The organism is Halomonas sp. 3H (assembly GCF_024206005.1).
In the GTDB taxonomy this organism is placed as follows: domain Bacteria; phylum Pseudomonadota; class Gammaproteobacteria; order Pseudomonadales; family Halomonadaceae; genus Halomonas; species Halomonas campaniensis.
Genome location: NZ_CP100360.1, coordinates 1,985,432 through 2,003,790, shown reverse-complemented (window position 1 = coordinate 2,003,790; position 18,359 = coordinate 1,985,432). Strand labels below are relative to the sequence as shown.

At 68.8% G+C, this 18,359-nt stretch carries 18 protein-coding genes; 11 read left to right on the top strand and 7 right to left on the bottom strand.

What is annotated here, in order from left to right; translation table 11 throughout:
* The first annotated feature begins 9 nt into the window (after nt 1-9).
* The gene (gene msrA, locus NFC98_RS09350; protein ID WP_254274736.1) at nt 10-624 is read left to right on the top strand and encodes a peptide-methionine (S)-S-oxide reductase MsrA; all 615 of its coding nucleotides are present in this window, start codon (nt 10-12) and stop codon (nt 622-624) included.
* Here the strand turns inward: msrA and NFC98_RS09345 are convergent.
* Nucleotides 605-1,639, bottom strand: a complete 1,035-nt coding sequence (locus NFC98_RS09345) for a hydrolase (protein WP_254274735.1) — start codon at nt 1,637-1,639, stop codon at nt 605-607. The two genes, msrA and NFC98_RS09345, sit on opposite strands and share 20 nt — an antisense overlap.
* A gap of 7 nt (nt 1,640-1,646) precedes the next feature.
* Nucleotides 1,647-2,942 carry a Xaa-Pro dipeptidase gene (pepQ, locus tag NFC98_RS09340; protein WP_254274734.1) on the bottom strand — a complete coding sequence of 432 codons (1,296 nt, stop codon included), beginning with the start codon at nt 2,940-2,942 and terminating at the stop codon, nt 1,647-1,649.
* 156 nt (nt 2,943-3,098) lie between these two features.
* Here pepQ and NFC98_RS09335 point away from each other — a divergent pair, with 156 nt between their 5' ends.
* Nucleotides 3,099-3,587 (top strand): cytochrome c, encoded by a 489-nt coding sequence (locus NFC98_RS09335; protein ID WP_254274733.1) that lies wholly within the window; start codon nt 3,099-3,101, stop codon nt 3,585-3,587.
* Between the two features lie 3 nt (nt 3,588-3,590).
* Here NFC98_RS09335 and can read toward each other — a convergent pair whose 3' ends face one another.
* A complete protein-coding gene (gene can, locus NFC98_RS09330; protein ID WP_254274732.1) occupies nt 3,591-4,238 on the bottom strand; it encodes a carbonate dehydratase in 648 nt (215 codons plus the stop codon).
* A 170-nt stretch (nt 4,239-4,408) separates the two neighbouring features.
* On the opposite strand from can, the gene gorA reads away from it, so the two are divergent.
* From gorA to NFC98_RS09310, 4 genes are all read left to right on the top strand, one after another.
* Nucleotides 4,409-5,788 carry a glutathione-disulfide reductase gene (gene gorA / locus NFC98_RS09325; protein ID WP_254274731.1) on the top strand — a complete coding sequence of 460 codons (1,380 nt, stop codon included), beginning with the start codon at nt 4,409-4,411 and terminating at the stop codon, nt 5,786-5,788.
* A gap of 276 nt (nt 5,789-6,064) precedes the next feature.
* Nucleotides 6,065-6,640 carry a diaminobutyrate acetyltransferase gene (gene ectA / locus NFC98_RS09320; protein WP_254274730.1) on the top strand — a complete coding sequence of 192 codons (576 nt, stop codon included), beginning with the start codon at nt 6,065-6,067 and terminating at the stop codon, nt 6,638-6,640.
* A gap of 84 nt (nt 6,641-6,724) precedes the next feature.
* A complete protein-coding gene (ectB, locus tag NFC98_RS09315; protein ID WP_254274729.1) occupies nt 6,725-7,990 on the top strand; it encodes a diaminobutyrate--2-oxoglutarate transaminase in 1,266 nt (421 codons plus the stop codon).
* Nucleotides 7,991-8,080: 90 nt separating this feature from the next.
* Entirely contained in the window at nt 8,081-8,476 is a 396-nt protein-coding gene (locus NFC98_RS09310) for an ectoine synthase (RefSeq protein ID WP_183330590.1), read from the top strand.
* Nucleotides 8,477-8,519: 43 nt separating this feature from the next.
* On the opposite strand, the gene NFC98_RS09305 is transcribed toward NFC98_RS09310, so the two are convergent.
* The 4 genes from NFC98_RS09305 to NFC98_RS09290 all read right to left on the bottom strand — a co-directional run bounded on the left by NFC98_RS09305 (nt 8,520) and on the right by NFC98_RS09290 (nt 13,583).
* Nucleotides 8,520-9,113, bottom strand: a complete 594-nt coding sequence (locus NFC98_RS09305; RefSeq protein WP_254274728.1) for a DUF3833 domain-containing protein — start codon at nt 9,111-9,113, stop codon at nt 8,520-8,522.
* A 119-nt stretch (nt 9,114-9,232) separates the two neighbouring features.
* The gene (locus NFC98_RS09300; RefSeq protein ID WP_254274727.1) at nt 9,233-9,697 is read right to left on the bottom strand and encodes a hypothetical protein; all 465 of its coding nucleotides are present in this window, start codon (nt 9,695-9,697) and stop codon (nt 9,233-9,235) included.
* A gap of 73 nt (nt 9,698-9,770) precedes the next feature.
* Nucleotides 9,771-10,955, bottom strand: coding sequence for a hypothetical protein (locus NFC98_RS09295; protein WP_254274726.1), 1,185 nt, complete (start codon nt 10,953-10,955; stop codon nt 9,771-9,773).
* 201 nt (nt 10,956-11,156) lie between these two features.
* The gene (locus NFC98_RS09290) at nt 11,157-13,583 is read right to left on the bottom strand and encodes an outer membrane beta-barrel protein (protein ID WP_254274725.1); all 2,427 of its coding nucleotides are present in this window, start codon (nt 13,581-13,583) and stop codon (nt 11,157-11,159) included.
* Between the two features lie 364 nt (nt 13,584-13,947).
* Here NFC98_RS09290 and NFC98_RS09285 point away from each other — a divergent pair, with 364 nt between their 5' ends.
* The 5 genes from NFC98_RS09285 (at nt 13,948) to hisI (ending at nt 18,358) form a co-directional block, all read left to right on the top strand.
* Nucleotides 13,948-14,796: an ATP-dependent zinc protease gene (locus NFC98_RS09285; RefSeq protein WP_254274724.1), complete on the top strand. Its 849-nt coding sequence runs from the start codon at nt 13,948-13,950 to the stop codon at nt 14,794-14,796.
* A gap of 43 nt (nt 14,797-14,839) precedes the next feature.
* A complete protein-coding gene (locus NFC98_RS09280; protein ID WP_254274723.1) occupies nt 14,840-16,345 on the top strand; it encodes a UUP1 family membrane protein in 1,506 nt (501 codons plus the stop codon).
* 5 nt (nt 16,346-16,350) lie between these two features.
* Complete coding sequence (locus NFC98_RS09275) at nt 16,351-17,340, top strand: alpha-L-glutamate ligase-like protein (RefSeq protein WP_254274722.1); 990 nt, start codon at nt 16,351-16,353, stop codon at nt 17,338-17,340.
* Nucleotides 17,341-17,419: 79 nt separating this feature from the next.
* Nucleotides 17,420-17,872, top strand: a complete 453-nt coding sequence (locus tag NFC98_RS09270) for a transcriptional repressor (protein ID WP_254274721.1) — start codon at nt 17,420-17,422, stop codon at nt 17,870-17,872.
* A gap of 45 nt (nt 17,873-17,917) precedes the next feature.
* Complete coding sequence (gene hisI, locus NFC98_RS09265; RefSeq protein ID WP_254274720.1) at nt 17,918-18,358, top strand: phosphoribosyl-AMP cyclohydrolase; 441 nt, start codon at nt 17,918-17,920, stop codon at nt 18,356-18,358.
* Nucleotide 18,359 lies beyond the last annotated feature (1 nt).

Sequence of the window (18,359 nt, the reverse complement as noted above, 5' to 3'; positions counted from 1 at the left end):
GAGACGACCATGACCCTCGATCCTGCCCGCGCCCTGCCGGGGCGCGATACCCCCATCACCGTCAGCGGCGTGCACCGGGTCAACGGCCGCTCCATGCTGCCCCCCTTCGAGGCGGGGCTGCGGGAGATCGTGCTGGGCCTGGGCTGCTTCTGGGGGGCCGAACGGCTGTTCTGGCAACTCCCCGGGGTGGTCGTCACGGCGGTGGGCTATGCCGGCGGGGTGACCCCTCATCCCACCTACGAGGAGACCTGCACCGGGCGCACCGGCCATGCCGAGGTGGTCAGGGTGGTCTACGACCCTCAGCGCATCGACCTCGAGCGGCTGCTGCAGGTGTTCTGGGAGGCCCACGACCCCACCCAGGGCGACCGTCAGGGCAACGACGTGGGCTCCCAGTACCGCTCGGCGATCTTCACCACCGGCGACGACCAGCTCGAGGCGGCCCGGCGGACCCGCGAGGCCTACCAGCAGGCCCTGGCGCGTGCCGGCGGCGGCACCATCACGACCGAGATCGCGCCACTCACGGCCTTCTACTACGCCGAGGAGTACCACCAGCAGTACCTGGACCGGAACCCGGGCGGCTACTGCGGCCTGCGTGGCACCGGCGTCAGCTGCCCGATCGGCTGACCCGCCGCCGGTCGGGCCACGCCTGGCCGCCGGCCGGGCGGGACCAGTCCTCCAACTGGCGGGCCACTCGGCGCGCCAGCCAGGAACGCAGGCGGCCGCCACGGCGTTCCATGAACCCCACGTGCCCGCCGTGCCGGGCCACCTCCACCCGCACCGCGTCACCCGGCGACGGCAGCCGCGCGAAGAGTCCCGGGGGCATGAAGGGATCATCGTCGGCGTGGAGCAGCAGGGTGGGCAGCTCCAGCTCGCCGATCAGCCGTCCGGCCGAGGCGCGTCGATAGTAGTCCTCGGCGCCGGCGAAGCCGTGCAGCGGGGCCGTCACCGCGTCGTCGTAGTCGCGCAGGCTGTCCAGTGCGGTCAGCGCCGCCCGGTCCAGGGCCAGGGGCAGCGCGTCGAGGCGGGCCGCGGTCCTGGCCTTGAGGGACGCCAGCAGGTGGCGCTCGTAGACCCGCGCGAAGCCCCGGTGCAGGGTCTCGGCGCAGGCCGCCAGGTCGAGGGGGGCGCTGATGGCGATGGCGCCGGCCAGGTCGAGGCCGTCGCCGCCCTGTTCGGCCACCAGCTTGACCAGCATGTTGGCGCCCAGCGACACGCCGGCGGCGACCTTGAGGGCCCGAGGATAGCGATGGCCGAGCTGGCCGATCAGCCAGTAGGCGTCGGCGGTATCGCCGCTGTGGTAGGCGCGGGGCAGCCGGTTGGGCAGGCGGCCGCAGCCGCGGAAGTGCATCAGCACGGCCCGCCAGCCGAGGCCCGCGGCGGTGGCGAGCAGCTCCCGAGCATAGGGCGAGTGCAGGGAGCCCTCCAGGCCGTGGAACAGCACGAAGACCGGGGCCGCCGGGTCGGCGGGGGCGGGGTCCGCCCAGGCCAGCTCCACGAAGTCGCCGTCGGGCAGCTCGAGGATCTCCACGCGGTGGGGGAGGCGGCGGCGCGGGAGCAGGCGTGGCAGCAGGGTCTGCACGTGGCGGTTGGCCAGACCGCGGGGCGGGCGGAAGTCGGCGGGATGGAGCTGACCGGTCATGGCGGCGTCACTCGTCCTGGGGCGTCAGGTTGTCGGGGCCCCGGTCGGTGACCCGGACGTTGTCCTCGATGCGGATCCCGCCGTGGCTGGCCAGGCGGTCGACCCGCTCCCAGTCGAGCTCCGAGCGCCCGCGGTGGGCCGCGAGCAGCATCGGGATGACATAGAACCCCGGCTCCATGGTGACCACCATGCCCGCCTCCAGTTCCCGGGTCAGGCGCAGCGCCGGATGCTCGGCGGGCGGCGGCAGGGGCTGGCCCTCGCCGTCGAGGCGGCCCGCCACGTCGTGGACCTGCACGCCGAGCAGGTGGCCCAGGCCATGGGGGCAGAAGGCGCGGGTGATGCCGCTGGCCAGGGCCGCCTCGGGGGAGGCCGTCACCAGGCCGTGTGCCACCAGCAGCTCCGCCAGGCCCTCGTGCATCCGCCGATGCAGTGCCACGAAGCTCACCCCGGGGGTGAGCAAGTCGATCAGTCGCCGCTGCAGGGCGGTGACGCCGGCGACCAGCGGCGCGAACAGCGGGTCGGCGTCGGGGCCGACCCAGCTGCGGGTGATGTCGGCGCAGTAGCCGCGATGGCGGTGGCCGCCGTCGACCAGCAGGCTGTGTCGGCGCGGCGGCGCCTCCAGGGCGTAGTGCTGATAGTGCAGCACGCCGCCATGGGCGTTGACCCCGACGATATTGCCGTAGGGCAGGGCGGACTCCCGCTGGCGGGAGGCCCCCAGGTAGGCGAGCTGGATATCGAGCTCGGCACCGCCGGCCAGGAAGGCCTCGCGGGCCGCCCGGTGGCCCTGCATGGCGCAACGGTTGGCCTCGCGCAGGCAGCTCGCCTCGTAGTCGCTCTTGCGCACGCGCAGCTCGTCCAGGGCGGTGACCAGTGCCGCCGGGTTGAGCTCGGCCCCCAGGGCGCTGGCGTCGGCAGGTGCGACATCGCCCAGTACCGCATGGCGACCGGGGGGCAGGGCGGGCGGGTCGAGCCGGTCGCGGGGCACGACCCGGAAGTGGTCGACCCAGGGCGCCTCGGGCAGACGCGCCGGCAGGTGCCAGAAGTCCGCCGGGGCATGCAGGTAGAGCACCGGCACCTGGCCCGGCCGAATCAGCAGCCAGCAGTGGGCCAGCTCGGCCTGGCCGGTCCAGTGGATGAAGTGGCCGTAGGCGGCGAAGCTGGCGTGCTGGTCATCGCCGAAGTGCCGGGCGGGATGGCCGCTGTAGAGCAGCACGCCATCCAGCCCCTGCGCCTCCAGCACCCGGGCATAGGCATCATCGAGCGCCCGGAGATGGTCACGCTGCTGCTGGTCGAGCTCGGTCATCGGGGGTCCTGTGATGCGATGGGGAGTCTTGTTGAGTGTAACGCCTGCGGCCGCGCCTGTGGGCGGGGAAGACAGCCCGCTTGCGGCCTGGCATCATGCGCTCCTCCTGCGCGATGCAGGAGCCCCCGCGTTCCGGACCACCTGGGAGTCGACGACATGCTCACCCGTCCCTTATTCGTCCTGCTGCTCGCCGGCCTGCCGATGACGCAGCTGCTGGCCGAACCGGCCGCGGACGCCGCCACGGCCAACGGCAGCGCCCCGGCCTTCGAGGAGCCGCGCCAGGCGGTGACCTGGCGGCGGGAAGAGCTCAAGGAGATCGAGCGGCTGGTGCGCCAGCTGCGCTTCGACCTGGTGAACAACCGCGACGCCCGCGGGGCGGCGCCCCGGCTGGAGGAACTGGCCGAGCGGGCCAGCGGCGACCATCTCCGTCCGGCCTTCATCGAGGGCAGCCACGGGCGCGGCTCCGAGGCCCGTGCCCGCATCTGGGAGGAGTGGGAGGCCTTCAGCGAGGGATTCGACGCCCTGGAGACCCGCGTCGAGGCGCTGCGGGCCGCCGCTGAGGCGGAGGACTACGCGGCGGCGACCCGCGAGCTGTCGGACCTGAGCCTGACCTGCCGCAGCTGTCACCGTCGCTACCGGTACTGACCCTCAGCCGGCCGGTGTCAGCCGATCGATGCGGTAGAGGGTATCCACCTGATCCAGGCCCGACACCGTGCAGTCCAGGTCCTTCACCCGCCCGTCCGCCAGTCCGTACACCCAGCCGTGGACGGCCAGCTCCTGGCCGCGCTGCCAGGCGTGCTGGACGATCTTGGTTCGGCACAGGTTCATCACCTGGTCCCGGGCATTGAGCTCGCACATGCGGTCCACCTGCTCGTCCAGGGGCAGTGTCGACAGCGAGGCGCGATGGCGGCTGTAGAGCTCCCGGACCGAGTGCAGCCAGATGTCGACCATGCCGTTGTCTCCGCCGCTGACCGCCGCGCGCACCCCACCGCAGCCGTAATGGCCCACCACCATGATGTGGCGGACGCCGAGCACCTCGACGGCGTACTGCAGCACCGACAGCGCGTTGAGGTCGTTGGGATGTACCAGGTTGGCCACGTTGCGGTGCACGAACACCTCGCCGGGTGGCAGGGAGATGATCTGGTTGGCCGGCACCCGGCTGTCGGAACAGCCGATCCACAGGTAGGCGGGGTTCTGCTGCCGCGACAGGCGGGCAAAGAAGTCGGGGTCATCCTGGCTGACCCGCGCGGCCCAGGCACGGTTGTTGTCCAGCAGGCCTTCGATTTCCTGGTTCATCGGGGAGAGCGTATCCGGTGGTATGACGGAGTTGGTCTTGCGACCGGTGGCTCCTTTTACCGCCTGACCGACGGTGGGTCAAATCGACGCCTGCCGAGGCCCCGGCCCGGCTGGTATGATGCGGCCACGACGTGTCGGCCCTTGTGGCCACAGCAGAAGGAGACCCCCCCGTGTCCGAGAACCTCGCCCCCCAGCATGATTGGGACCTCTTCGTCATCGGCGCCGGCTCAGGCGGTGTGCGTGCGGCCCGCACCGCGGCGGCCAGCGGTGCCCGGGTCGCCGTGGCCGAGGATCGCTACCTCGGCGGCACCTGTGTCAACGTGGGCTGCGTGCCCAAGAAGCTCTACTCCTATGCCGCCCATTTCCATGACGCCTTCGAGGACGCCGCCGGCTTCGGCTGGCAGCTCCCGGGGGCGCCCGAGTTCGACTGGGCCACGCTGCGCGACAACAAGATCGGCGAGATCAAGCGTCTCAACGGCATCTACGGACGCCTGCTCGAGGGGGCCGGGGTCCAGCTGATTCATGGTCGCGCCCGGGTGGTGGACCCCCACACCGTGGAGGTGGCCGGCGAGACACACACCGCCGCGAAGATCCTGGTGGCCGTAGGGGGCTGGCCCTGGGTGCCCGACTTCCCCGGCAGCGAGCTGGCCCTGACCTCCAACGAGGTGTTCGACCTCGACACCTTCCCCAAGCGCTTCCTGGTGCTGGGCGGCGGCTACATCGCCGTGGAGTTCGCCAGCATCTTCAACGGCCTGGGCAGCGAGACGCACCTGGTCTACCGCGGGGAGCTGTTCCTGCGCGGCTTCGATCGCGAGGTGCGCGAGTTCACCCGGGACCAGATGGCGGTCAAGGGGGTCAACCTGCACTTCGAGGAGAACATCGCCGCCATCGAGCGAGTCGAGGGTGGCCTGGCGGTGGCCCTGACCAGCGGCGAGCGACTCGAGGTGGACGCGGTGCTGGCCGCCACCGGCCGCCGGCCGCACCTGGCGGGGCTGGGCCTGGAGGCGCTGGGCCTGGAACTTGACGACGGCGGCTACCTGCGGGTCAACGACCGCTTCGAGACCTCGCTGCCCTCGATCCTCGCGCTGGGCGACGTCACCGGCGGGCCGGAGCTCACCCCGGTGGCCCTGGCTGAGGCCATGCACATGGTCCAGCACCACTTCGGCGAGACCCCGCCCGCGGCACCGCTGGACTACCGCAATATCGCCACGGCCGTCTTCTGCCATCCCAACATCGGCACCGTGGGGCTCTCCGAGGAGGCGGCCCGCGAACAGTGCGGTGAGATCCGCGTCTACACCGCCGACTTCCGTCCCATGAAGCACACGCTGTCGGGCAGCAGCGAGCGCTGCCTGATGAAGCTGATCGTCGACGATGCCAGCGACGTGGTGGTCGGTGCCCACATGGTGGGCGAGGAGGCCGGCGAGGTGATCCAGGGCATTGCCATCGCGGTGCGTGCCGGCCTGACCAAGGCCGCCTTCGACGCCACGGTGGGGATCCATCCCACCGGGGCCGAGGAGTTCGTCACCATGCGCTCTCCGACGCGGCGCTGAGCGCCTGAGGGTCTGTCGTCGGCATCACGGGCCGCCCCTCGGGGCGGCCCGTCGGCTTTTCGCCTCGCCCTCCCGGGACGCCGGAAGTGGGCTATTCTGGAAGGGCAGGGCGCGTCTCGTGGCGCCACCCAGGCAACAGGCAGAGTTCCGGCGACCGTTCACGGCACTGGCATAATCTCCTGTTATGGATCTGCGTGTGCAGAATAATCCCAGCTTTGAAATGCGGGATGCCACTGTTATAATGCCTTCCAAATTCGCTACAGCGAACCAGCCGAGATGACAACAACCGAACCCTTCACGCCTTCCGCCGACCTGGCCCGCCCGACCGTGGCCGATGCCGTTGTCGGCTTCGATGCCATGCCGCTGTTCATCCGCAAGCCGAACCCGGACGACGGCTGGGGCATCTACGAACTGGTCAAGTCCTGTCCGCCGCTGGACGTGAACTCCGCCTATGCCTACCTGCTGCTGGCGACCCAGTTCCGCGACACCTGCGCGGTGGCCACCAACGAAGAGGGGGAGATCGTCGGCTTCGTGTCGGGCTACGTGAAGAGCAATGCCCCGGACACCTACTTCCTCTGGCAGGTCGCCGTGGGCGAGAAGGCCCGCGGCACCGGCCTGGCCCGGCGCCTCGTCGAGGCCGTGATGTCTCGCCCGGAACTGGTCGAGGTCCACCACCTCGAGACCACCATCACCCCTGACAACCAGGCCTCCTGGGGGCTGTTCCGTCGTCTCGCCGATCGCTGGCAGGCGCCGCTCAACAGCCGCGAGTACTTCTCCACCGACCAGCTCGGTGGCGAGCACGACCCCGAGAACCTGGTGCGCATTGGTCCCTTCCAGACCGACCGCATCTGATTCCTTCCCGTCTTGTCGACGGCCGGCGTCATGCCGGCCGCCGGTTCCTCTCGTCCTTCACTTCCTACCGACAGGAGGTCGCTCATGCAGACCCAGATCCTCGAACGCATGGAATCCGACGTTCGCACCTATTCCCGCTCCTTCCCGGTGGTCTTCACCAAGGCCACCAACGCCCGCCTCACCGATGAGAATGGTCGCGAGTACATCGACTTCCTGGCCGGCGCCGGCACCCTGAACTACGGCCACAACAACCCGAAGATCAAGCAGGCGCTGCTGGACTACCTGGCCGAGGACAACATCATCCACGGCCTGGACTTCTGGACCGCCGCCAAGCGGGACTACCTGGCCACCCTTGAGGAGCTGATCCTCAAGCCGCGCGGCCTGGACTACAAGGTGCAGTTTCCCGGACCGACCGGCACCAATGCCGTGGAGGCGGCGATTCGCCTGGCGCGCAATGCCAAGGGTCGCCACAACATCGTGACCTTCACCAACGGCTTCCACGGCGTGACCATGGGGGCGCTGGCCACCACCGGCAACCGCAAGTTCCGCGAGGCCACCGGCGGCGTGCCCACCGTGGGCGGCACCTTCCTGCCCTATGACGGCTACCTGGGCGACGGTACCGACACCCTGGACTACTTCGAGAAGCTGCTCACCGACAAGTCCGGCGGCCTCGACGTGCCGGCCGGCGTGATCGTCGAGACGGTGCAGGGGGAGGGCGGTATCAATGCCTGCAGCACCGACTGGCTCAAGCGCCTTGAGCAGATCTGCCGCGCCCATGACATCCTGCTGATCGTCGATGACATCCAGGCCGGCTGCGGCCGCACCGGCAAGTTCTTCAGCTTCGAGCATGCCGACGTGGTGCCCGACATCGTCACGAACTCGAAGTCGCTCTCCGGCCTCGGTCTGCCCTTCGCCCAGGTGCTGATGCGCCCGGAACTCGACGCCTGGAAGCCCGGCCAGTACAACGGCACCTTCCGCGGCTTCGCTCTGGCCTTCACCACCGCCGCGGCGGCCCTGCGCCACTACTGGGGCAACGACGAGTTCGAGCGCGACGTGCAGCGCAAGGGCGAGATCGTTGCCGAGCGCTTCGCCGGCATCGCCGCCTGGATCCGCGAGCAGGGCATCGAGGCCTCCGTGCGGGGTCGCGGGCTGATGCGCGGCATCGACGTGGGCACCGGCGAGGTCGCCGACAAGATCACCCACCAGGCCTTCGAGAACGGCCTGGTCATCGAGACCAGCGGCCAGGACGGCGAGGTGGTGAAGTGCCTCTGCCCGCTGACCATCCCCGATGCCGACCTGCACAAGGGTCTGGACATCCTCGAGGCCAGCGCCAAGCAGGCGCTGAGCTGATAGTCTGAGGGGACCGCCCCCGGGCGGCCCCGGTCACCGACCGGCCGGCGTCAGCGGCCGGTCCTTCCTGGACACCACTGGAGATCATCCATGATCGTTCGCAATCTCGAGGAATGCCGCAAGACCGATCGCCTGGTCAAGGCCGAGAACGGCAACTGGGACAGCACCCGCCTGAGCCTGGCCGATGATGGCGGCAACTGCTCCTTCCACATCACCCGTATCTACGAGGGGACCGAGACCCACATCCACTACAAGCACCACTTCGAGGCGGTCTACTGCATCGAGGGTGAGGGTGAGGTCGAGACCCTGGCCGACGGCAAGATCTGGCCGATCAAGCCGGGCGATATCTATATCCTCGACCAGCATGACGAGCACCTGCTGCGCGCCCGCAAGACCATGCACCTGGCCTGCGTCTTCACGCCCGGCCTGACCGGCAAGGAAGTGCATCGCGAGGATGGCTCCTACGCCCCGGCCGACGAGGGCTGAGCCCCGGCGGTCCACGCCAAGGCATGATGACGCCCCCGGCACCTCAGGTGCCGGGGGCGTCTGCGTTGGTGTCCGAGAAGGTGTCTGCGTTGTGGGAGTCGGCGTCTCCGCCGAGGCGTTCGAAGACGATGGTGACCTCGGCCAGGGTGATGCCGAACTTCTTCATGGCGGTACGGTTGATCAGGCGGTCGTCGGGCTGCAGGAACATCCAGTCGTCCAGGGTGAAGGTGATCTCGCGACCCGAGACCTCCACGGGCAGTCGATAGGTCATGTTGAAGGCGTGCCCCGACTGGCGAGCCTCCACCGGCCCCTCGACGTCGTTGGCGCGGCCCATCCAGCGGCCGTCGTCCTGACGCTGGAAGGTCCAGACCCGGCGGTCGGTCTCGCCATCGTCGTAGACGAAGTGCTCGTCCAGGGTCAGGGTGTCGCCGTCGTAGTCGCCGTCGATCTCCACGGTGAAGCGCCGCTGGACCTCGCCACGGTAGTCCTGGACCATGCCCCAGGCGCGGGTCTGGCCGGCGAAGTACTCGCCGATATCGAGCCTCGGGGTGGTGTCCGCGTAGCGATCGATGTCGACGCTGCTGCAGCCCGCCAGGAGCAGCACCAGGGCCAGCCACCATGCCATTTTCCTGTACATTTCTGTATCCTTGTCAAATAAAGGTACAGGAATACTAGGCGATCATGATCGCTGCCGCCATGCCTGACATGGCCGGCTCCCGGTTCCCGCTCGGGCAGGGGTGCCGGCCAGATGCGGCCTCAGCTCTCGTGGTCGTGCTCCTCTCCCGGCTCATGGCCACCGCCACGTCCTTCGGGCGGGCCGCCATCGTGGTCATCCCCCTCCTCATGGTCGTGGTCGTCGCCGTCCTCGTGGTCGCCGCGCCCCTCGGGCGGGCCGCCGCCGCGGTCCGGGTTGGCCCGGGTGAAGCCCTCGTCGCGGAAGATGTCATCGGTCACCGAGTGGCCGCCCCGGGCCTCACCGGTGCCGGCGCCCTTGCCGAGACGCTTGCCCTGGCCCTGGCCGCCGCGCTGACCGCGGTCGTGGCCGCCGCCATGGCTGTCGTGGCCATCGGCATGGTCGCTGCTGGCCAACAGCAGGCCAGGGTCGAGGAGGGAGGGCGAGGCGCTGAAGACTTCGCCCTGGGCACTGCCCACCGCCAGGGCCAGTGGCAGCAGGCCGGCCACCAGCAGCCGTCGCAGGGCAGGGGAGTGTCGCGCTTTCATGGATGCCTCCTGTCGAGACAAGAGCGGCCCCGCAAGGGGGCCGCCATATGCGTTGGCCGAGTGGCTTTCCGTCCTATTCAGCGTCGATGGCGTAGTCGTGCACGTAGAGCAGCACCTTGACCGCGTCGTCCGCCTGCATGGTGAAGGTATCGATGCCGTAGCCGTTGTCCTCGATGATCACCGGATCGCTGAAGGGCACGACATCATAGAGGTTGACCGATACCACCTGGTAGTAGGTCTGGCCCTCGATCTCCACCGCTTGGAGGATATCCACCATTACCCCGTCATAGGTGTCCTGGCGGTCGTAGGTGTAGTCCGGGTTGCTGACCAGGGCAGAGAGCTCGCTCTCCAGGCCCAGGAAGCCGGTGATGCCCATTACCTTGTCGATGGTCAGGTCGCCGAACTTGTCCGAGGCCGCCGCGAAGGAGGAGGCCAGCAGCGGCATCACCAGGTCGGCGGAGACGTCCATGCTGAAGGTCTCGGAGGGATCGTGGCCGCGGGGATTGGTGGTCATGGACAGGGTGTAGACGCCATCCACCGGGTCCTCACGGGAGGCCTCGAGCAGGGCGACGTAGAGCGCCAGGTTCTCGATCGGCGAGTCGATGGTGGCCCCGGAGGGGGTGATCAGGCGCCCGGACTCATCGGTCCACTCCAGAGAGTCGATGGTCTGGCCGTCGAAGGCGGTGAGAAGCTCGGTCAGGGCGCGATCGGTCACGCTGGAGGGCGAGCGGGCCACGTTGAGGCGGCCGAACTCCACGGCGATGGCCCCCTCCGGTAGCTCATACTTGCCATCCTCGGCCTCCACCAGCTGAGTGTACTCGGAGCAGTCCACCGTCAGACAGGGCTGGATATTGTCGTTGTCGTCGAGAATGGGGGTGCCGTCATCGGCCCGCAGGATGATCACGATATCGCCGTAGTCACCGCCCTTGCCGCTGTCGGGACCGCCGCCCCCGGTATCATCCGGACGGCCGCCACGGTCGGTGGGGCGACCGCCAGCGTCGCGGAAGATGTCGGATTCGACCGAGCGGCCCTGGCCCCGGCCGGCACCCCCCGGGCCCATGCCGCGGCCGACGTTCAGGGCGTCGCGTCCGGCTCCCTGGCCTTGCCCCTGCCCCTGCTGCGCCTCGGCGCGGTCGACGAGAAACGCCTCGGCCGGGGTGGCGGCGCCGATGAAGGCGGCCCCGACCAGCGGCAGGATGGCTCCCCCCGTGAGTGCGGCGAGACGGGAGTGGGAAAGCTTCTTGTAGAAGGTGCTCATGATAACCCCCTGAGTGACGCCATGGTCACATGCTTGGTCATGTTGAAACGAGCAGAGCCATCGTCGTTTATGCGCCTGCATTCTGAAGATAGTCCGCTCCCTGAACCCACGCGTTGATGCATATCAATATGTCATGCGGCATTTGACCGCAGGCGCCTGGTCGGCAGTGCCGGGTCACAGGCGCCCGCTGTCCAGGCCCTGTCAGAACCGGTAGCTAAGCCCCAGGCGCATCAGTCGCTCCTCGCTCTCCAGCCGATCCACCCCGGTGCCGTAGTCGACCTCGACGTCGTCATAGCGGGTCTGGGTCAGCTCCATGCGCAGGTGCAGGTCATCGCTGAGGGGCACCTCGAGGCCGCCGCCGAAGCGCCAGCCCTGTTCGGTCTCGTCCAGGTGGACCCGCTGCCGGCCACGGGCGTAGCGGGTCTCGAAGTCGGTCCAGGCCGATCCGGCCAGCAGGTAGAGGAGGGCGCCGCTGTCGATGACGTAGCCGGCACGCAGCGCCAGGCCCAGGCTCGACTCCCGATCCACCGAGTAGGTGCGGCCGTTGGGGAGGCGCTCGTGGTTCCAGGTGATGTCGCTTACCTCGGCATCGACTTCGGCCCCCAGGTAGATCCGGCCGAAGGTCCTGCCGTAGCCGGCATGCAGGCCGGTCAGGCCGCCGCTGTCGCCGAACTCGGCGGCCAGCTCGGTGGGCGCGGTGCGTGGGCCGCGCAGGTCGGTGACCAGGCTGCCGTAACCCGTATGGGCACCGAGATAGAAGCCATCATGGGCGGTCGGTGCGACCGGGGCCCGTGCGCTGGCCTGTCGCCAGGGGTGCCAGGCCAGCCCGAGGCGCATCAGGCTCTCCTCGAAGGTGAAGTCGTCGCGGGCGTCTCCCGTGCCGATGTCGATGTCATCGTAGTTGGTGTAGCTGTAGTCCATGCGCAGGCCCAGGGTGGTGGCCAGCGGCACCTCGAGGCCGCCGCCGATCCGCCGACCGTCGTGCCACGCCTCGTCCTGAAGCTTCTCGCCGCCTTCGGCGTAGCGTGCGTCGAAGCGGCCCCGCACCAGGCCGAAGCGACCGTAGACGGCATTGCCGCCGGCCAGCAACCGGTCGACGCGCAGGCCCAGCCCGATGTCGCGCTGCTTCTCCACCGAGAAGGCCCGGCCATCGCCGCTGCGCACATGCTCCCAGCCGGGACCGGCGTGGTCCGATTCGAGCTCCAGGGCCAGCCGCCAGTCATCGAAGGTCAGCGCGTAGCCGCCGAACAGCCCCAGCGTCTCGCCGGTATCGCGGAAATCGGCCCGCAGGGTGCCGTTCTGGCCGGTGGCCCTAGGGCCGGCCTGGGCGGTGCCCACCTCGCCGAGCCCGCCCTGCAGGCCGAGATAGAAGCCGCCCAGGGTGTCGGTATGGCGCGCCGCGGCCAGCAGTGCGGCATCCTCGTAGCCGCGCTCCAGTTGGGTCCCCAGGCTGACCATCAGGCGGTTGTTGTCGAAATCCTCGGCCGGCTCGCTGGAGTCGCGCTGCAGGAAGTCGTAGTCCACGCCGACGAAGAGGTGCGGATTCAGGTAGTGGCGCAGGCCCATCCCCAGCCCCAGCAGGTTGTCGTTGCGGGAGGTGCCCCGGTAGTCGTGGTCGCTGTAGCTGGCCCGGGCGCTGAGCGTCAGGTCAGGGCGGATGGCGGTGGTAGCCTGGGCGCTGATGCCGGTGCGCACGCTCCCCGAGGCCCCCTCGATGGTGGTCTCCTCGATAGTGCGGTCCAGCCGGGCGGTGAGGCGGTTGGGAGAGCCCTCCGGCTGCCAGCGCAGCTCGGCACCGGCGTCGAAGGTGCTGATGTCATCGAGGCCCGGGTCGTCGTAGTCCTGCTCCATCCAGCCGCCCATCAGCTCGGCGTGGAGGTCGGCGCGGGGGCGGTAGATCAGCCCTGCGCCAGCATTGTAGCCCTCGGAATCGCGATCGATGGTGCCCGGGTCGTCGTAGTCGCGCACATCCATTGCCGCCTGGACGAAAGGCTCCAGGCGGTCGGAGAGGCGGTAGCCGAAGCGCCCGCCGAAGGTGCTCATCTGGCGATCCCGGTCGTCCTGGAGGATGCTGGTGCCGCCGGCGGCCGGCACGTTATCGAAGTCCAGCGACTCCCAGGTGCCGCCTACGCGAGCGGTGATGCGGCCGAAGGTGTGGTTGACTCCGGCAAAGGCGCCGACACGGTCATAGCGGGTCGGCTCCTCGCCATTGACGTCATCCGGCGAGGAGCGCTCCTCGTGGCCGCGCGCCAGCGACACGCCGCCGAACACGCTGCCGGCCAGGCTGTAGGCGAAGCGGCCTTCGCTGGCCAGGCGCCAGTCGGTATAGTTCTCGCTGCCGAACTCGTGGTACTTGCCGCGCTGGGCATCGCCGCGCAGGCGTACCTCGTGACGCTCGCCGCTGCCGACCAGTTCGGCAAAGGGCGAGACGAGGGTCACGGTGTCGGAGCGGCGGTTCTCGCGCTCGTAGAAGACGTTATCGTTGTATTCGTTGGCGACGGTGACGCCGACGTTGTGAGTCCAGTTGGTCGACTCCTGGGCCATGGCGTCACTGGCCAGCGCGATGGCCAGGGACAGCGGCAGGATGGCGAAACGCGACGCCGGAACGGGGTGCCTTGAATGCCTCATGGGGGTGTCCTTGCCGGTCCAGTCATTGGGGGTTCCCTCGAGTTCCCGGCAGCACGAGCTGGGCAGCTGACGCCAGGACTCATTCCGCAGCATGGCACGCTTTCAGGACTTCCGATGTGAGATCCATCAATAATTGACCTGATGCCGCGGGGGATGCTTTCACGCGATCCCATGATAAAGCTGACCACTCCATAAGTTCGCATAATGTATATTATGTTAAATAAGGAATGCCCGGGTGTGCCTCGGTGACATTCCCTTACGCGACAAGCGCGATTCTTGACACGCTTTGCGCCATCCCCCGTTGGACAACCCTGCCGGCGACTCCTTATCATCATGCCACCCATTCAAGGAATGCCCTTGCCTAATGCCCCTACGCCTGCTGCCCACCGGAGCCCTGTCCCTTGCCTTGCTGCTGGCCGGCTGTGCCCTGCCCATCGAGCCCTCGGAGCCGGAACCCGTGCTCGGCCCCGATGCCTTCCATTTTCGCATCGACCGCCTCGAGGCCGACCTGGCGGCCCGCTGTGACCTGACGCGCCAGAGCGTCGAAGCCCAGACCCGCGGCCAGGACTCGCTCAGCGCCGACGTCCGCGAGGTCGGTAGCCTTCTGCGCCACCTGCGGGCCGATATCGAGCGCCTGGAGCGCGCCGACGGCGACCCCATGGTGATCACGCGCGAGTGCGCCGCCGACGAGCTCGGGTTGGCCAACAAGGCCGTGGTTGGCCGCAGCGAGTGGATCGGGCTGCCCGACGTCGGGACCTACCTGAAGGCCCGCGTCGATTCCGGCGCCCAGACCTCGTCCCTATCGGCCAGCGAGATCACCCGCTTCGAGCGCGACGGCGAGAACTGGGTCCGCTTCAAGCTCGGCCTGGCCGAGGACGACTCCGTGGTCGAGGGGGTGCGCGACGAGTGGATCGAGGCGCCCATCGAGCGCCGGGTGCGCATCCTGCAGGCCGCGGGCCAGGAGTCCCGGCCGGTGGTCAGCCTGATGATGACCCTCGGGCCGATCCGCGAGCCGGTCGAGTTCACCCTCAACGACCGCAGCCACCTCAACTACCCGGTGCTGCTCGGCAGGCGCTTCCTGATGGATATCGCCGTGATCGATGTGGCCGAGGCCTACCTTCACGACCGCCCCGAATTCCCCGGCGGGCGCCCGGCAGAGGAAGCCGAGCTCGACGAGGAAGATGATCGAGATGACGATGACGAAGAGGCCTGAGTGTCAGACCCACCCGGGCCCCCTCTCCCTGCAAGGATGACCCATGTCACGACTGCCCTTCTATCTGCTCGTCGGCCTGCTGCTGGTGGCCGGGATCGGCCTGAGCGTCCATCGCCACGTCGCCCTCGAGGTTCCCTGGACGCCGGGTGAACAGCGCCAGGTGTGGGAGGTCGAGGCGCTGGTGAACTTCAATGCCCAGGGTGGACCGGTGCTGGTGGACATGGCGCTGCCGTCCAACCAGCAGGGCTTCCGGCTGCTCACCGAACATACTGCCTCGCCCGGCTTCGGGCTCTCCTTCCTGGAGGAAGGCGGCGCGCGCCGCGCCCAGTGGTCGATCCGCGAGGCCTCCGGCAGCCAGCAGCTCTACTACACCACCCAGCTGCTGGTCGCCCCGGACTCGCGGCCGCCCGAGGTCACGCCCCCGCCGCTGCGCCGCGATATCGTCTGGGAGCGTCCCTACGACACCGCCGCCGCCCAGGTGATCGAGCGCGCCTGGAGCCGCAGCGCCGACTCCTTCACCTTCGCCCGGGAGCTGATCCGCGACTTCGGCGATGAGCGCCAGGGCGAGAACACGCGCCTGCTGCTGACCCAGTTCGAGCGTGGCCCGCTGCTGGTGCGCCTGCTCAACCAGGCCGGCGTGCCCGCACGGGAGGTCAGCGGCCTGCTGCTGGAGGACGGGCGCCGGCGTCAGACCCTGGCCAACTGGGTCCAGGTCTTCGACGGCGAGCGCTGGGCGCTGTTCGACCCGGCCACCGGCGAGCAGGGTCGGCCCGACAACCTGCTGCTCTGGGAGTCCTCCGGCCAGGCCGTGCTGGAGGTCCAGGGCGGGACCAACTCGCGGGTCACCTTCTCGATGCTGACCCACAACCAGCCCGCCGCGGCCGCGGTGCGCAACCAGCTGGCCGAGGACACCCTGCTCAACTTCTCGATCCATAGCCTGCCGCTGGAGGAACAGGCGCTGTTCCAGACCATCCTGCTGATCCCCATCGGCGCTCTGGTGGTGGTCATCCTGCGCGTGCTGGTGGGCATCAAGACCTCGGGTACCTTCATGCCCGTGCTGATCGCCCTGGCCTTCATCCAGACCACCCTGATCACCGGCCTGGTCGGCTTCCTGCTGATCGTCGCGGTGGGCCTGGTGATCCGCAACTATCTCTCCTACCTGAACCTGCTGCTGGTGGCGAGAGTCACGGCGGTGATCATCACGGTCATCGCCATCATCTCGCTCTTCTCGGTGCTCTCGTACCGCTTCGGCCTCAATGCGGGGCTGACCATCACCTTCTTCCCGATGATCATCCTCTCCTGGACCATCGAGCGGATGTCGATCCTATGGGAGGAAGAAGGGCCCAAGCAGGTGCTGATCCAGGGCGGTGGCAGCCTGCTCACCGCGGTGGTCGCCTACCTGGCCATGAACAACCCCTGGGTGCGCCACATCACCTTCAACTTCCTGGGGGTGCAGATGATCCTGATGGCGCTGATCCTGCTGCTCGGCAACTACACCGGCTACCGGCTGCTCGAGCTGCGTCGCTTCAAGCCGGTCACTGAGGATTGAGCGCCATGTGGACCTCCCCCGGCAAGCTGCGCGCCAAGGGCATCATCGGCATGAACCGGCGCAACATCCGCTACATCGGCCGCTACAACAACCGGCGGCTCTATCCGCTGGTGGATGACAAGCTCAAGACCAAACTGCTGGCCCAGGAGTACGGCATCACCACGCCGGCGCTGATCGGTACGGTCACCACCCAGTTCGGCGTCAAGCAGCTCAGCGGCATGCTGCACGGCCACCACGGCTTCGTGATCAAGCCTGCCAAGGGCAGCGGCGGCAAGGGGATACTGGTCATCGAGCACGTCGAGGATGGCGCCTTCGTCAAGCCCAGCGGGGCTCGCCTGGGCCTGGGCGACCTGGAGCGCCATGTCTCCAACATCCTCTCCGGCCTCTACTCGCTGGGCGGCTCGCCCGACGTGGCGGTGATCGAGGCGCTGATCAACTTCGACGAACGGCTCTCCGAGTACACCTACGAGGGGGTGCCCGATATCCGGGTCATCGTCTTCAAGGGCTACCCGGTGATGGCGATGATGCGCCTCTCCACGGCGGCATCGGACGGCAAGGCCAACCTCCACCAGGGCGCCGTGGGGGTCGGGCTGGATATCGCCACCGGCACGGCCATCCGCGGCGTCCAGTTCGACCGCACCCGTCACGACCACCCCGATACCGGGCACGAGCTCGCCAGCCTGCATATTCCGGACTGGCGCACCCTGCTGCTGCTGGCCGCCGGCTGCTACGAGATGACCGGGCTCGGCTACCTGGGCACCGACATGGTGCTCGATCGCGACCAGGGGCCGATGCTGCTGGAACTCAACGCCCGTCCCGGCCTGGCGATCCAGATGGCCAACGGCGAGGGGCTGCGCAATCGGCTCGACCTGATCGAGCGGCAGCCGGAGGGCGTGGCACCCGAGGCGCGGGTGGCCTTTGCCCAGCAGCACTTTGCCCGACACAGCGAGCTCGAGACCAGTGCCGAGGTCGCCACCGCGTTCGAGCCCGGCTGAGCCCGCGTGACGGGCCGACTGGCCCGGCACGCGGGCGGTGCGTAGAATGTTGCCTTCCACTTCGCCACCGCAGGCTGCCATGACCGACTCCCATGCCCTGCTGCACCAGGCCGAACGGCAGTGCCAGCAGCGCGGCGTGCGTTTCACGCCGATCCGCCGCCGCGTGCTGGAGATGATCGCCGACACGCCGGGCAGCCTGAAGGCCTATGACCTGCTCGACCGCCTGGCCGCGGAACACGCCTCCGCCCGGCCGCCGACGGTCTACCGTGCCCTGGAGTTCCTCATCGATCAGGGACTGGTGCACCGCATCGAGTCGCTCAACGCCTATGTGGCCTGTCCCTGCCCCGAGCACGCCCATGGCTTCCAGCTGTTGATCTGCCGGCTCTGCGGCCGGGTCGAGGAGCTGCACCTCGATGAGGTGAACGCCCAGCTGTTCCGGCGCGCCCGCGAGCTGGGCTTCTGCGTCGAGCGCCAGACCATCGAGCTGCTGGGCCACTGCGAGGCCTGCCACGGCGCCGCGCCGGCGTCCTGATCGTCACGCCGCGCCACCGATATCGACCAACCCCGGACACCCGCCATGCAAGAACTCTTCAAGGCCCTGGAGCGGGCCGAATGCGACAGCCGCCGCCCGATCGGCGAGATCCTCGAGGCGATCCGCTTCAACCATGACGGGCTGATTCCCGCCATCGCCCAGCAGCACGACAGCGGCGAGGTGCTGATGATGGCCTGGATGAACCGCGAGGCGCTGGAAGAGACCCTGCGCACCGGGCGGGTCTGCTACTGGTCGCGCTCGCGCGGCAAGCTGTGGCGCAAGGGCGAGAGCTCCGGCCAGCAGCAGCACCTGAAGGGTGCGTCCCTGGACTGTGACGGCGACACCCTGCTGCTGCAGGTGGACCAGACCGGCCCCGCCTGTCACAGCGGGCGGCGCAGCTGCTTCTACGTGGCCCTGGAGGGCGACGCGGCGCGGGTCACCTCGGCCCCGCTGATCGATCCCGACACCCTCTACGGCAAGACCTGAG